The following is a 12633-nucleotide window of genomic DNA, read 5'->3' as shown; positions in this document are numbered from 1 at the left end:
GAGAGATGCCAGCCTGCGCTGGCATGACGGATCAACCGCCGCGCGCCTACTCCGCGGCGTGTGCGGTATCGAACGCCGGGTTGTCGTCTAGGTCGTTGACGCCGCGCCCGACGTTGCTGCGGCTGCGGCTGTAGCCGAAGTAGATCGCGAGCCCGATCGCGCCCCAGCCGAACAGGACCATCTGCGCCACGAACGGCAGGTACAGGTACAGGCCGACGCAGCCGATGATGGCGAGCGGCGCGACCACCCAGACGAACGGCGTGCGGAACGGGCGGTTGCGCGTCGGGTCCGTCCGCCGCAGCACCATCACCGACACCGCGACCATGGCGAAGGCGAACAGCGTGCCCGAGTTGGAGTAATCCGCGAGCTTGCCGACCGGCAGGAACGCCGCGGCGAGCGTCACGACGATGCCGGTGAAGGCGGTGACGACATGCGGCGTCTTGAAGCGCGGGTGGACGCTGGCGAGCTTCGCCGGCAGCAGGCCGTCGCGGGCCATCACGAAGAAGACGCGGGTCTGGCCGAACATCATCATCAGCACGACCGACGGCAAGGCGATGAACGCGGCCAAGCCCATCAGATTGCCGATCCGGGCCCAGCCGACGACGCGCAGCACATGCGCCAGTGCCTCATGGCTGCACACCAGCGGCTCGGTCGCGCCGCCAGCGACGATCTGCGCGCAGCGGGCGGCGAGCTCGGGCGAGCCGGGCGGCAGGGCCTCGCCACCCAGGCCGAACACCGGCTGCGCGCCGATCGCGCCGATCGCGCCCGCCGACACCAGCAGGTAGAAGACGGTGCATATCAGCAATGACCCGATCAGCCCGATGGGCACGTTGCGCTGCGGGTTCTTGGTCTCCTCCGCCGCGGTCGAAACCGCGTCGAAGCCGACATAGGCGAAGAAGATCGACGATGCGGCGCCGACTACGCCGATCGTTCCCCAGCCGTTGGGCAGGAACGGCGTGAACTCCGTCGCCTTGATCGCTGGGACGGTGAGCGCGATGAAGAGCGTGAGCGCCGCGACCTTCACCGCGACGAGGATCGCGTTCACCCGCGCGCTCTCGGTCGTGCCCAGGATCAGCAGGCCGGTGACGAGCGCCGAGATCACCACGGCGGGCAGGTTGACGATCCCGCCCTCGTTCGGCCCGACCGCCAGCGCCTGCGGGATCACGACGCCGAACGTGTTCTTCATGAAGCCGACGAAATATCCCGACCATCCGACCGCAACCGCGCTCGCGCCTACCGCATATTCGAGGATCAGCGCCCAGCCCACCATCCAGGCCAGCAGCTCGCCCATCACCGCATAGGTATAGGTGTAGGCGGAGCCCGCGACCGGCACCATCGAGGCGAGCTCGGAGTAGCACAGCGCCGCAACCGCGCAGACGAAGCCCGCGATGACGAACGAAAGCATCATGCCCGGCCCGGCCTTTTGCGCCGCCTCGCTGGTCAGCACGAAGATGCCGGTGCCTATCACCGCGCCGACGCCCAGCATGGTAAGCTGAAAGGCGCCAAGCGAGCGTTCCAGGCCCTTCTTCTCGGCGGTGGCCAGGATCGCGTCGAGGGACTTCACGCGGTCGAAAATCATCAACGTCTCCCGGGCGGGCGACCGTCGCGCCCCTGATTTGCCGAGCCTAGCCGCAAAACGGGGCCGCGCAATCCCTTACCGCCCCTCCGCCTGCGTCGCGGCATCGTCGCTGCCCGCCAGCATCGGCCCGAGCGGGCGGCCGGCGAACAGGTGGACGTGGAAATGCGGCACTTCCTGCCCGCCATGCGCGCCGACGTTGGCGAGCAGGCGATAGCCCGGCGCGACCAGCCCCGCGGCCCGCGCGACCGCGCCGACCGCGCGCACGAAGCCCGCGATCTCCGCGTCGCTCGCGCGGGCGGAGAAATCGTCCCACGACACATAGGCGCCGCGCGGGATCACCAGCACATGCGTCGGCGCCTGGGGCGCGATGTCGCGGAAGGCGACGGCATGCTCGTCCTCATACACCCGCGTGGCCGGGATTTCGCCGCGCAGCAGCCGCGCGAAGATGTTGGCGTCGTCATAGGGCAGGGTGGCGTCGATCGGCATGGGCGATGTCTTAACGCCTCCACGCCATCATGCGAGCGGCAAGTGAGCCGGCGTTGGAGCGCGCGTCGTCGCGACCTCTCGCCGGACCGGAGGAAGCGAGGAATGCGACGATGCTGGGGTTGACCATATCCGCGATCCTGATGTGGATGCCGCCACCACCACCGCCGCCCGCCGACGCGTGGGCCGCTGCGGTGGCGCTCTGGAACGAGCATCCCGTTCCGCCGGAGGAGAAGCGGTTCGCCATCAACTCCGCAGTGAGCATCGCTGCCAGCCGGGCGGCGGGCGCCGCGTTCCTGAAGCCGAATGCCCATCATGGCATGCGGGCGATCAGGATGTTCTCCGACGCGTCCACGGCGTTGCAGCCGCTGATCGCTCGCCAGGTCCCTACGGACCAGTCCGGGCTCGACGCCGAGGTCGCCCGGTGCGCGACGATGAGCCTAGCCTATTCCTTCAGCGTGAGCGATCTGGCGGAGATTGGCCGGTTCGCGGCGACGCCGGTGGGTGCCCGCTTCTGGCACCATTATGTAGGCTTCGACCCCAACCTGGAGCTATGCTACCGTAACGTATTGAAGTTGCGCGCGAGCGACGCCGACCTGCGGGCCGTCGGCATCGATCCGTCCCGAGTTGATCCCGGCCAGCGGTGACGCGGCGGCCGGTTCAGCGCGCGGCCTTCTCTTCAAGTCCCGACAGCCCCTCGCGCCGGGCAAGTTCCGTGCGGACGTCGTCGAGCGACAGGCAGGCGTCGGCCAGCAGGACGAGCAGGTGGAACACGAGGTCCGCCGCCTCGGGCACGATCGCGGCTGGGTCGGCGCCCAGCGCGGCGATCACCGTCTCCACCGCTTCCTCGCCGACCTTCTGCGCGATGGCGGCGCGGCCGCGGGCGGTCAGCCGGGCGACGTAGGACGCATCCGGATCGCCGGCGCGACGCTCGCGGATCGTGGCTTCGAGGCGGTCGAGGAGGTCTGCCATGCGCTTCGGGTGACGCGGGCGGTGGCCGGCGTCAATCCCGGCTACGTCGGCCCGGAGTGCGCCCGTCCGGACGATCGCGGAACCGGGTGCGCAAGCGGCGGCGGACGAACCACACCGCCAGCACCGCCAGCAGGAACAGCGCGGCGTCCGACGCTTCCGGTCCGGTCCGCACCCGGGCAACGCCCGTATGCCCGGATGCGACGGCTAGGAGGAACGGGATCATTTCCGCTTCATGCGGCAGAGCGATGGAGAAAGCGTTTCGCGGGGCCAAAAAAAGGGCCAGCCCGAAGGCTGGCCCGCCGCATCAACGGCCGTTGTAGTGACGGTGGTGATGATGGTGATGACGGTGGTGGAAAAGGCTCGCATCGGCCGGCGCGGCGACCGCCACCAGGGTTCCGACAAGGCTGGCCGCCAGGATCGCTGAACGCAACTTCATAAGTCTCTCCATTCGCGCGGCTTTCGCGCGGAGACCTCGATAGGCCTGCCCCGAGCCTTGGTCCAGCGGCGCGATCAGGCTTTGGCGATGGCGACGGAGCGCACCGGAACGCCGGCGGCGGCGAGCGCGGCGTGCGCGTCGGCGACGCTCGCCTCGCCGAAGTGGAAGATCGACGCGGCGAGCACGGCGGAGGCATGGCCCTGGACGATGCCGGCGACCAGATCGTCGAGCGTGCCGACGCCGCCCGACGCGACCACCGGCACGGACACCCGATCGGCGATCGTGCGGACCAGGTCGAGGTCATAGCCGCCGCGCGTGCCGTCGCGATCCATCGAGGTGACGAGCAGCTCGCCCGCGCCGAGCTTCGCCAGTCGGATGGCGTGCGCGACCGCGTCGATCCCGGTCGCGCGGCGGCCGCCGTGGGTGAATACCTCCCAACCGCCGAGATCGCCGGCGCCGGTGCGCCGCGCGTCCACCGAGGCGACGCAGCACTGGCTGCCGAACCGCTCGGCGATGTCGCTCACCAGCTCGGGTCGCGCGACCGCGGCGGAGTTGACCGCCACCTTGTCCGCGCCCGCCAGCAGCAGCGCGCGCGCGTCGTCGGCGGATCGCACGCCGCCGCCGACGGTCAGCGGCATGAAGCAGACGGCGGCGGTGCGGCGCACCACGTCGAGCAACGTGCCGCGCCCTTCGTGGCTGGCAGAGATGTCGAGGAAGCACAGTTCGTCCGCGCCCGCCGCGTCATAGGCGCGCGCCTGCTCGACCGGATCGCCCGCGTCGCGCAGCGAGACGAAGTTGACGCCCTTGACGACGCGGCCGTTGGCCACGTCGAGACAGGGGATGACGCGAGCGCGGACGGTCACCGGAGATTGCCGTTCGTGTCGAGCGTAGTCGAGACACCTGTCCGACCGTCGGCTGTTTCTCGACTTCGCTCGAAACGAACGGATTGGGGAGGACTATCGTCGCTCATCCCGCCGCCTCCACGGCCAGCGCCGCCGCCAGGTCGAGCCGCCCGTCGTACAGCGCCCGGCCCGTAATCACGCCCTCCACCCCATCCTTGGCGTATAGCGACAGCATCCGGATATCGCCGATGCCCTTCACCCCTCCGCTCGCGATCACCGGGATCGACACGGCGCGCGCGAGGTCGACCGTCGCCTCGACGTTGCAGCCTTTGAGGAGCCCGTCGCGACCGACGTCGGTGAACAACAGGCTCGCGACGCCCGCGTCCTCGAACCGGCGCGCCATGTCGACCACCGGCACGTCGGACACCGACGCCCAGCCGCGCGTCGCGACCAGACCGCCGCGCGCGTCCACCGCGACGACGATGCCGCCGGGATGCTCGGCGGCCATCGCGCGGACGAAGTCGGGCTGCTCCAGCGCGGCGGTGCCGATGACGAGCCGCGAGACGCCGAGCGCGAACCACCGCTCCACCGCGGCGGCGTCGCGGATGCCGCCGCCGAGCTGGACATGGCCGGGGAAGCGTTCGAGGATCGCCGCCACCGCGCCCCCGTTGCGGCTCTCGCCCGCGAACGCACCGTCGAGGTCGACGACGTGGAGGTGCCCCGCCCCCGCATCGGCGAACGCCGCGGCCTGCGCGCCCGGATCGTCGCCATAGACGGTGGCGCGATCCATGTCCCCCTCGGCCAGCCGTACGACATGGCCGCCCTTGAGGTCGATGGCGGGGAAAACGATGAACATTCTAATCCTCCCCGAGCTTGCTCGGGGAGGGGGACCGTCCGCAGGACGGTGGAGGGGCATAGCCCAAGACTCCACGCCTGCGGCTTTGCCCCTCCACCAGCTTCGCTGGTCCCCCTCCCCGAGCGAGCTCGGGGAGGATTAGGAAGTGGGTCACGGTCGCCATGCGAGGAATCTTTCCAGCACTGCCAGGCCGTAGCGCTGGCTCTTCTCCGGATGGAACTGAACGCCGACGAGGTTGTCGCGGCCGATCGCGGCGGTGACGGGGCCGGCGTGGTCGGTGGTGGCCAGCACCTGCTCGGCCCCCGCCGCTGCAGGTTCGAACGCGTAGCTGTGGAGGAAATACGCCTCGCCCGGCTCGATCAGCGGGTGCGGCGCGGCGGGTACGACGTCGTTCCAACCCATGTGCGGCACCTTCGCCGCCGGATCGGCGGGCGCGAGACGGCGCACGCGACCGGGCACCCAGCCGAGCCCGCGATGCTCACCCATCTCATCGCCCGTGTCCGCCATCAACTGCATGCCGACGCAGATGCCGAGGAACGGCACGCCGCGCTCCAGCACCGCCGCGCCCAGCGCCGCCTCCAGCCCCGGCACGCCGCGCAGGTTCGCGGCGCACCGGCCGAACGCGCCGACGCCCGGCAGCACGATCCGCTCCGCGCGCGCGATCGTGTCGGGATCCGCGGTGACGAGCAGATCCTCGCACCCCGCGGCGCGCAGCGCGTTCTCGACGGAGTGGAGGTTGCCGGACTCGATATCGATGAGCGCGAGCGTCACAGGCCTAGAGCACGCCCTTGGTGGACGGCACCGCGTCCGCCTTGCGCGGGTCGATCTCCACCGCTCGGCGCAGCGCGCGGGCGAGGCCCTTGTAGGCGCTCTCGACGATGTGGTGATTGTTGGCGCCGTACAGCGTCTCGACGTGCAGCGTGATCCCCGCGGCCTGCGCGAACGAGTGGAACCAGTGTTCGAACAATTCGGTATCGATGTTGCCCAGCCGCGCGATCGTGAACTGCGTCTTCCACACCAGCCACGGCCGCCCGGAGATGTCGAGCGCCACGCGCGTCAGCGTCTCGTCCATCGGCGACAGCGCGTCGCCATAGCGGCGGATGCCGCGCTTGTCGCCGAGCGCGTCGCTAAGCGCTGCGCCGATCGCGAGCGCGGAATCCTCCACCGTGTGATGCTCGTCGATGTGCAAATCGCCCGCGATCGCGACGTCCATGTCGATCAGCGAATGGCGCGACAGCTGCTCCAGCATATGGTCGAGAAAGCCGATGCCGGTCGCGATCCGATAGTGGCCGGTGCCGTCGAGATCGAGCGTGACGTCGATCCGCGTCTCGGCGGTGTGGCGGGAAAGGGTGGCGGTGCGCATCGTGCGCTGTCCATAACGCACGCACGTTTCCGCGCAATCTTGCGCGCGAATCTTGACCGGCCGCCATCAGGCTCTACCCAAGGGGCATGACCGACGGCATGCCCGACAGCCTGATTCCCTATGACGAGATCGTGCAGGAGGCGCTGCGCGCCGTCGTGGGCCGCGTTCTCAGCACGGTGGTGCAGGGCGGCAGCACGCTGCCCGGCGAGCATCATTTCTACATCACCTTCAGGACGCGCGCCCCTGGCGTCGACGTGCCGCAGCGGCTGATCGAGCGGTTCCCGGACGAGATGACGATCGTGCTCCAGAACCGGTTCTGGGACCTGGTGGTGACGGACGAGCGCTTCTCGGTGGGGTTGAGCTTCGGTCAGGTGCCGTCGAAGCTCGTCGTGCCCTATTCCGCGATCACCGGCTTCCACGATCCGGCGGTGAACTTCGAGCTGCGGTTCCAGGCGCAGGAGGGCCCGGACGACGGCCCGGGCGGCCACGACGACGCCGAGAACGACGGGCCGCCGGCGGCGGTACCGGTCGAGGACGGGTCCAACGTCGTCGCGGTGGATTTCAAACGCAAAAAATAAGCTTTCGGCAATTGGGTCCGTCACCCCGGACTTGTTCCGGGGTCCAGCGTTCCGCATAGGCCACCGTCGATGGGCTTGTGGCACCCTGGATGCCGGAACAAGTCCGGCATGACGGAGGCAAGTTTGACCGACACCCGCACCGAAACTGACTCGATCGGCGCCATCGAGGTGCCCGCCGCTGCCTATTGGGGCGCGCAGACGCAGCGGTCGATCGAGAACTTCCCCTTTGGAGAACGCGAGCGGATGCCGATCGGGATCGTCCATGCGCAGGCGATCGTGAAGCAGGCGGCGGCGCGGGTGAACGCGAAACATGGCCTGGACGCCACCGTCGTCGCCGCGATCGAGGATGCGGCGCAGGCGATCGTGTCGGGCAGCCTCGACGATCAGTTCCCGCTGGTCATCTGGCAGACCGGATCGGGCACGCAGACCAACATGAACGTCAACGAGGTGATCGCGGGCTATGCCAACGACAAGCTCGCGGGCACGCGCGGCGGCAAGAAGCCGGTGCATCCCAACGACCACGTCAACATGAGCCAGTCGTCCAACGACAGCTTTCCGACCGCGCTGCACGTCGCGACCGTGCTCGCGACGCGCGACGCGCTGATCCCGGCGCTCGACCGGCTGACGGCTTCGCTGACCCGGAAGGTCGAGGCCTGGAGCCACATCGTCAAGATCGGCCGCACGCACACGCAGGACGCGACGCCGCTGACGCTTGGCCAGGAGTTTTCCGGCTATGCGGCGCAGCTGGTGAGCTGCCGTGCGCGGATCGAGGGCGCGCTGGGCGGCAACATCCGCAAGCTCGCGATCGGCGGCACCGCGGTCGGCACCGGCCTCAACGCGCCCGCGGGCTGGGCCGAGGACATGACGGCCGCGATCGGCGACATCGCCGGCACCCCGTTCGAGAGCGCGCCCAACAAGTTCGAGCAGCTCGCGGCCAAGGACGGGCTGGTGTTCTTCTCAGGCGCGCTCAACACGTTGGCGGTGGCGCTCAACAAGATCGCCAACGACATCCGCCTGCTGGGCTCGGGGCCGCGCTCGGGGCTCGGCGAGCTGTCCCTGCCCGCGAACGAGCCGGGCAGCTCGATCATGCCGGGCAAGGTTAACCCCACGCAGTGCGAATCGCTGACGATGGTCGCCGCGCAGGTGATGGGCAACAACCAGGCCGTGACGATCGGCGGCATGCAGGGGCATTTCGAGCTCAACGTGTTCATGCCGCTGATCGGCGCGAACGTGCTGCGCTCGATCCACCTGCTGAGCGTCGGCATGACGAGCTTCGCGGAGCGGTGCGTCGACGGCATCGAGGCGAACGAGCGGCAGATCGCGGACCTCGTCGGCCGCTCGCTGATGCTGGTGACCGCGCTCGCGCCCGAGATCGGCTATGACGCGTCCGCCAAGATCGCCAAATACGCGCATGAGAAGGGCCTGACACTGAAGGAGGCGGGGCTGGAGCTGGGCCTGGTCGACGAGGCGACGTTCGACCGCGTCGTGCGGCCCGAGGACATGATCGGGGCCTGAGGCCACCTTCCGTCATCCCCGCGAAAGCGGGGACCCATCTCGCAACGCTCGTCCACGCACGCCAGTACAGGAGATGGGTCCCCGCCTACGCGGGGATGACGAAAGGGTGGGAGTGACCGGTGCGGGCGCGATTCGTCCGCCCCCACGCCTGGCGGTGCTTGACGCCTCCCCCGACGCGCCGCCAAAGGCGCGCATGCAACATTCCGATCTCGACCCGCACGGCTTCCGGCGACGCGGGGTGTTGTTCGTCCTGTCCTCCCCCTCGGGCGCGGGCAAGTCGACGATCGCGCGGATGCTGCTCGAAGACGAGCCGGACCTCGAAATGTCCGTTTCCGCCACCACCCGGCCGATCCGGGCAGGCGAGGTCGAGGGGCAAGACTATCGCTTCGTCGACCTCGAACGCTTCCGCGAGATGGTGTCGGAGGGCGAGTTCCTGGAATGGGCGCACGTCTTCGGCCACCGCTACGGCACCCCGCGCGAGCCGGTCGACCGCATCCTGACATCGGGCCGCGACGTGCTGTTCGACATCGACTGGCAGGGCGCACAACAGCTCTACCAGCTCGCGGGCGGCGACGTGGTGCGCGTGTTCATCCTGCCGCCGTCGATGGAGGAATTGCGCCTGCGGCTGGAGCGGCGCGCGACCGACAGCCTGGACGTGATCGACGCCCGCATGAACCGCGCCGCCGCCGAGGTCAGCCACTGGGACGGATACGACTATGTCCTCATCAACGACGACGTCGACCGCTGCTTCCGCGCGGTGAAGACGATCCTGGCGGCGGAACGCCTGCGCCGGTCGCGGCAGACGGGGATGATCGGGATCGTGCGGCGGCTGACGCGGTAGGGGTGGTGGTTAGCTGTCCTTCGCTACTCGACCACTTTCAACGATACCGTTGAACCGTCGGGTAATCCCTCTACCCGTTTGAACAGGTCGGATGTGAAGGAGAACCACTCCCGCCAAGGCGCCATCCAGACGTTCTCCACGGTGTAGACTCCACCAAGGATCGGCGGCGTGGTGAACGCGTAACACTGTCCGTCCGCTAACGTCTTGCCAGCCTGCCGGCATTCGTCCGCTAAGGAGCGAAGTTGCCAGCCTTCAGGATCATCTTGGACCTCGCGCCAGAACTCCTCTTCGGATCGAGCGATCAGTTCGACCGAGCATCCGCCTCGATCCAGCATGTGCACCGCACCAGCACCATCAACGAGGAAATGATCGCCAAAGAGGTTGGTGCGGAGGACGCGATATTGCGATGGGAGCAGCGGAACCCAAGCGGACAGATCAGGGTGGTCGGCAGCAGCCGGGAGGAAGTAGTCGATCGCGATCATGGGACGATGGTGACTGGTTGATCAAACATCTGCAACTGGGTGTCAGCTGTCTTTCCCCGCTCAACCTACCGCTACGCCGTTCGGGCCAACCCCAAAAATCTCACCGCCGCATCGAACTCCGCCCTCCGCTGCAGCCGCGCACCTTCCGCCAGCGGGTCCGCGCCCCATAGTTCCGCCTGCCAGTCGAAGTCGAGCTCCGACGCGCGCCAAGCCGTGTCAGGGTCGATTGCGCCCTCCACCAGCGCCAGCGCGAGGATCAGCGAGCCGGTCAGCGTCACGATCGGTGACAGCGGCGCAAGCTCCCACGCCGAGCGCGCGGCGATCGCCTCGCCCAGCCGGGCGACCGTCGCAGGCGGCTGCGGGCGGTGCATGATGCCGGCGACGATCTCGAAGCCGACGTCGTAGCGCCCACGCGCCCAGGCGAGCGGCGGGTCCCACAGCGCCGCCTGCCGCTCGACCAGCGGCTCGGGCGTCTCGGCGCGGTAGCACAGCAGGTCCGTCTCGGCGTAGCGGGCGAGGGTGGCGGCGAAGGCGGCAGGATTGGGCGCGATCCGGTCGATCGCGGCGTTGGCGAGGCCGGTGAGCGGCGTCGCGCGCGGGTCGATCGTCTCGCCCATGCTGCGCCATTCCTCGGCGACCGCCTGAGCCAACGCGTCCGTCGGCAGCGCGAGCGGCACGCGGCCCGGCGTGCGCACCGGCCGCGCATCGAGCCGCACCACGCGCCCCCCCTGGATCGAGCTGTCGACCGAAACCTCCGTCCAGAACCGCTTCACCGGCGCGCGCCTCGCCTGCGGCCCCAGCGCGTCGGCCCCGATCCATCCGGTGGCGGCCCGCTCCGCCACCTGGCCGCCAGCGCACCCGAGACGGCGGCCGTCATGTACAGCGCCGACAGCACCAGCGCGACGCCCAGCACCTTGGGCCACCACACATGCGCCCGCGCGATCAGCACCACGCCCAGCACCGCACCGAGCGCGCCTGCGATGCGAACGGCGGCAAGCGTGAAGTATCGCGAGCGAGGCGACGGAGGCGTCGTCACTCGCTGCCCCGCCCGCGCCGCTCTCCCTTGCGGGCGCGGCGGACCGTTTTGGCGTGGGCCTTCGCGCGCGCCTTCACCACCTCGCGCGGCGGGGGTCCGCGATCCTCGTCCTGCGGCAGCGCGTCTCCGGCGGCGGGGTCGAAGCCCAGCGAAGCGAGGCTGTCGGCAATGTGCTTGGGCAGGTCCGCGGTCACGTCGATACGGCCGCCGTCGGGATGATCGACGCGGATGCGGCGCGCATGGAGGTGCATCTTGCGGCTGATGTTGCCCGACAGGAACGCCGCCGGGCCGCCGTACTTGCCGTCGCCGACGATCGGATGGCCGATCGCGTTCAGGTGGACGCGCAGCTGGTGGGTGCGGCCGGTGAAGGGGGTCAGCTCGACGAAACAGGCGCGGTTGCCGGCGCGCTCGATCACGCGGTAGCGGGTGCGGGCAGGCGATCCTTCCGCTTCGTCGACATGCATCTTCTCGCCGCCGGTGCCGGGCTGCTTGCCGATCGGCAGTTCGATCATGCCATCGGTGATGCTCGGCACGCCGACCACCAGCGCCCAATAGGTCTTGCGCGCGGTGCGGCTGGAGAACGACTTGGCGAACGACGCCGCCGCGCGGGCGGTGCGCGCGAGCAGCAGCGCGCCCGACGTGTCCTTGTCGAGCCGATGCACCAGCCGCGGCCGGCTGTCGGCATCGAACTGCAGCGCGTCGAGCAGGCCGTCGACATGCTCGTGCGTCTTGGTCCCGCCTTGCGTCGCAAGGCCCGGCGGCTTGTTGATGACCAGCGCCTGCGCATCCTGATGGATCACCAGCTCGCGCGCGAAGGCGATCTGGTCATCGCTCAGGACGGGGCGGGGCTTGGCGGCCTTAGGTGCGCCAGGAACGGGCCCGGCGGCGGTGAGAGGCGCGGCGGGGCGGGGCGCCTCCTCGGGCGGTACGCGCAACTGCTGGCCCGCCTGCAACCGGTCGCCGGGCGTCGCGCGCGAGCCGTCGACGCGCAGCTGGCCGGTGCGCGCCCATTTGGCGACGGTGGTGAAGCTCGTCTCGGGCAGGTGGCGCTTGAACCAGCGATCGAGGCGGATGCCGTCGTCATCGTAACCGACGACGAACTGGCGGACGTTACTCGTGTCGGGCGTGGTGGACGCGTCGCTCATGCCGCCGCCCGCGTGAGCGCGAGCCCGGCGACGAGCGCCGCGATCGAGCCGATCACCGACGCGAGGACATAGCCGAGCGCCACCGGCCACTGCCCGCGCTCGACCATCGCGACCGCGTCGAGCGAGAAGGAGGAGAAGGTCGTGTAGCCGCCGAGCACGCCGACGCCCAGGAACAGCCGCCAAGGCTCGCCCAGGCTCAGGCGCAGCAGCAGCCCCGCCAGCACGCCCATCGCCAATCCGCCGGTCAGGTTCACCGCCAGCGTCCCCCACGGGAACGCGCCGCCGAACGCATCGAGCAGCGCCCGGCCGACGAGATGGCGCGCGCCCGCGCCGATCGCGCCGCCGAGCATGACGAGGAGGAGGGGGGGCATGGCGCTGCGACTAGCGCGAAGTGGCGGTGAGGGGAACCGGGTTGGTGTCTTCCGTCATCCCAGCGAAAGCTGGGATCGCTCGCCGGGTGTTCCCAAACTGCGAAAGACCCCAGCGTTCGCTGGGGTGACGAGTG

17 protein-coding genes are annotated in these 12633 nt (G+C 69.6%); 4 read left to right on the top strand and 13 right to left on the bottom strand.

Annotated features, from left to right (window positions below; genetic code table 11):
- Positions 1-46 precede the first annotated feature (46 nt).
- Together ACFE65_RS00660 and ACFE65_RS00655 are read right to left on the bottom strand one after the other, a co-directional pair.
- On the bottom strand, positions 47-1579 hold the full coding sequence (locus tag ACFE65_RS00660; RefSeq protein WP_375380396.1) for an amino acid permease: 1533 nt from the start codon (positions 1577-1579) through the stop codon (positions 47-49).
- Positions 1580-1654: 75 nt separating this feature from the next.
- The gene (locus ACFE65_RS00655; RefSeq protein ID WP_375380395.1) at positions 1655-2065 is read right to left on the bottom strand and encodes an HIT domain-containing protein; all 411 of its coding nucleotides are present in this window, start codon (positions 2063-2065) and stop codon (positions 1655-1657) included.
- Positions 2066-2175: 110 nt separating this feature from the next.
- Here ACFE65_RS00655 and ACFE65_RS00650 point away from each other — a divergent pair, with 110 nt between their 5' ends.
- Positions 2176-2709, top strand: coding sequence for a hypothetical protein (locus ACFE65_RS00650; RefSeq protein WP_375380394.1), 534 nt, complete (start codon positions 2176-2178; stop codon positions 2707-2709).
- Positions 2710-2722: 13 nt separating this feature from the next.
- Here ACFE65_RS00650 and ACFE65_RS00645 read toward each other — a convergent pair whose 3' ends face one another.
- From ACFE65_RS00645 to hisB, 6 genes are all read right to left on the bottom strand, one after another.
- Positions 2723-3034: a phosphoribosyl-ATP diphosphatase gene (locus tag ACFE65_RS00645; protein WP_375380393.1), complete on the bottom strand. Its 312-nt coding sequence runs from the start codon at positions 3032-3034 to the stop codon at positions 2723-2725.
- A gap of 31 nt (positions 3035-3065) precedes the next feature.
- A complete protein-coding gene (locus ACFE65_RS00640) occupies positions 3066-3257 on the bottom strand; it encodes a hypothetical protein (RefSeq protein ID WP_375380392.1) in 192 nt (63 codons plus the stop codon).
- 287 nt (positions 3258-3544) lie between these two features.
- On the bottom strand, positions 3545-4333 hold the full coding sequence (hisF, locus tag ACFE65_RS00635) for an imidazole glycerol phosphate synthase subunit HisF (RefSeq protein WP_375380391.1): 789 nt from the start codon (positions 4331-4333) through the stop codon (positions 3545-3547).
- Positions 4334-4436: 103 nt separating this feature from the next.
- Positions 4437-5168, bottom strand: coding sequence for a 1-(5-phosphoribosyl)-5-[(5-phosphoribosylamino)methylideneamino]imidazole-4-carboxamide isomerase (gene hisA, locus ACFE65_RS00630; protein WP_375380390.1), 732 nt, complete (start codon positions 5166-5168; stop codon positions 4437-4439).
- Positions 5169-5318: 150 nt separating this feature from the next.
- Positions 5319-5939, bottom strand: coding sequence for an imidazole glycerol phosphate synthase subunit HisH (gene hisH, locus ACFE65_RS00625; protein ID WP_375380389.1), 621 nt, complete (start codon positions 5937-5939; stop codon positions 5319-5321).
- 4 nt (positions 5940-5943) lie between these two features.
- Complete coding sequence (gene hisB / locus ACFE65_RS00620; RefSeq protein ID WP_375380388.1) at positions 5944-6531, bottom strand: imidazoleglycerol-phosphate dehydratase HisB; 588 nt, start codon at positions 6529-6531, stop codon at positions 5944-5946.
- Between the two features lie 86 nt (positions 6532-6617).
- On the opposite strand from hisB, the gene ACFE65_RS00615 reads away from it, so the two are divergent.
- The 3 genes from ACFE65_RS00615 to gmk all read left to right on the top strand — a co-directional run bounded on the left by ACFE65_RS00615 (position 6618) and on the right by gmk (position 9465).
- Positions 6618-7109 carry an SspB family protein gene (locus ACFE65_RS00615; RefSeq protein ID WP_375380387.1) on the top strand — a complete coding sequence of 164 codons (492 nt, stop codon included), beginning with the start codon at positions 6618-6620 and terminating at the stop codon, positions 7107-7109.
- A gap of 123 nt (positions 7110-7232) precedes the next feature.
- Positions 7233-8624: a class II fumarate hydratase gene (fumC, locus tag ACFE65_RS00610; RefSeq protein ID WP_375380386.1), complete on the top strand. Its 1392-nt coding sequence runs from the start codon at positions 7233-7235 to the stop codon at positions 8622-8624.
- 193 nt (positions 8625-8817) lie between these two features.
- On the top strand, positions 8818-9465 hold the full coding sequence (gmk, locus tag ACFE65_RS00605) for a guanylate kinase (protein ID WP_375380385.1): 648 nt from the start codon (positions 8818-8820) through the stop codon (positions 9463-9465).
- A gap of 23 nt (positions 9466-9488) precedes the next feature.
- On the opposite strand, the gene ACFE65_RS00600 is transcribed toward gmk, so the two are convergent.
- The 5 genes from ACFE65_RS00600 to crcB all read right to left on the bottom strand — a co-directional run bounded on the left by ACFE65_RS00600 (position 9489) and on the right by crcB (position 12499).
- Complete coding sequence (locus ACFE65_RS00600; protein WP_375380384.1) at positions 9489-9947, bottom strand: T6SS immunity protein Tdi1 domain-containing protein; 459 nt, start codon at positions 9945-9947, stop codon at positions 9489-9491.
- 71 nt (positions 9948-10018) lie between these two features.
- Positions 10019-10720 carry an ATP12 family chaperone protein gene (locus ACFE65_RS00595; RefSeq protein ID WP_375380530.1) on the bottom strand — a complete coding sequence of 234 codons (702 nt, stop codon included), beginning with the start codon at positions 10718-10720 and terminating at the stop codon, positions 10019-10021.
- Entirely contained in the window at positions 10717-10983 is a 267-nt protein-coding gene (locus tag ACFE65_RS00590; RefSeq protein WP_375380383.1) for a hypothetical protein, read from the bottom strand. The genes ACFE65_RS00595 and ACFE65_RS00590 overlap by 4 nt, the downstream gene beginning before the upstream one ends.
- Positions 10980-12128, bottom strand: coding sequence for an RluA family pseudouridine synthase (locus tag ACFE65_RS00585; protein WP_375380382.1), 1149 nt, complete (start codon positions 12126-12128; stop codon positions 10980-10982). Before ACFE65_RS00585 ends, ACFE65_RS00590 begins: the two co-directional genes overlap by 4 nt.
- The gene (gene crcB, locus ACFE65_RS00580) at positions 12125-12499 is read right to left on the bottom strand and encodes a fluoride efflux transporter CrcB (RefSeq protein WP_375380381.1); all 375 of its coding nucleotides are present in this window, start codon (positions 12497-12499) and stop codon (positions 12125-12127) included. The genes ACFE65_RS00585 and crcB overlap by 4 nt, the downstream gene beginning before the upstream one ends.
- Positions 12500-12633 lie beyond the last annotated feature (134 nt).

Source organism: uncultured Sphingomonas sp., assembly GCF_964237335.1.
Taxonomy (GTDB): domain Bacteria; phylum Pseudomonadota; class Alphaproteobacteria; order Sphingomonadales; family Sphingomonadaceae; genus Sphingomonas.
The sequence above is the reverse complement of the archived record's forward strand: the minus strand, read 5'-3'. Positions and strand labels throughout refer to the sequence as shown.

Excerpts from the sequence above, each read along its gene's own strand:
- ACFE65_RS00585 (WP_375380382.1), bottom strand. The coding sequence starts at position 12,128 with ATGAGCGACGCGTCCACCACGCCCGACACGAGTAACGTCCGCCAGTTC.
- ACFE65_RS00600 (WP_375380384.1), bottom strand. The coding sequence starts at position 9,947 with ATGATCGCGATCGACTACTTCCTCCCGGCTGCTGCCGACCACCCTGAT.
- hisA (WP_375380390.1), bottom strand. The coding sequence starts at position 5,168 with ATGTTCATCGTTTTCCCCGCCATCGACCTCAAGGGCGGCCATGTCGTA.
- ACFE65_RS00655 (WP_375380395.1), bottom strand. The coding sequence starts at position 2,065 with ATGCCGATCGACGCCACCCTGCCCTATGACGACGCCAACATCTTCGCG.
- ACFE65_RS00660 (WP_375380396.1), bottom strand. The coding sequence starts at position 1,579 with ATGATTTTCGACCGCGTGAAGTCCCTCGACGCGATCCTGGCCACCGCC.
- hisB (WP_375380388.1), bottom strand. The coding sequence starts at position 6,531 with ATGCGCACCGCCACCCTTTCCCGCCACACCGCCGAGACGCGGATCGAC.
- gmk (WP_375380385.1), top strand. The coding sequence starts at position 8,818 with ATGCAACATTCCGATCTCGACCCGCACGGCTTCCGGCGACGCGGGGTG.
- crcB (WP_375380381.1), bottom strand. The coding sequence starts at position 12,499 with ATGCCCCCCCTCCTCCTCGTCATGCTCGGCGGCGCGATCGGCGCGGGC.
- ACFE65_RS00645 (WP_375380393.1), bottom strand. The coding sequence starts at position 3,034 with ATGGCAGACCTCCTCGACCGCCTCGAAGCCACGATCCGCGAGCGTCGC.
- ACFE65_RS00650 (WP_375380394.1), top strand. The coding sequence starts at position 2,176 with ATGCTGGGGTTGACCATATCCGCGATCCTGATGTGGATGCCGCCACCA.
- ACFE65_RS00640 (WP_375380392.1), bottom strand. The coding sequence starts at position 3,257 with ATGATCCCGTTCCTCCTAGCCGTCGCATCCGGGCATACGGGCGTTGCC.
- ACFE65_RS00615 (WP_375380387.1), top strand. The coding sequence starts at position 6,618 with ATGACCGACGGCATGCCCGACAGCCTGATTCCCTATGACGAGATCGTG.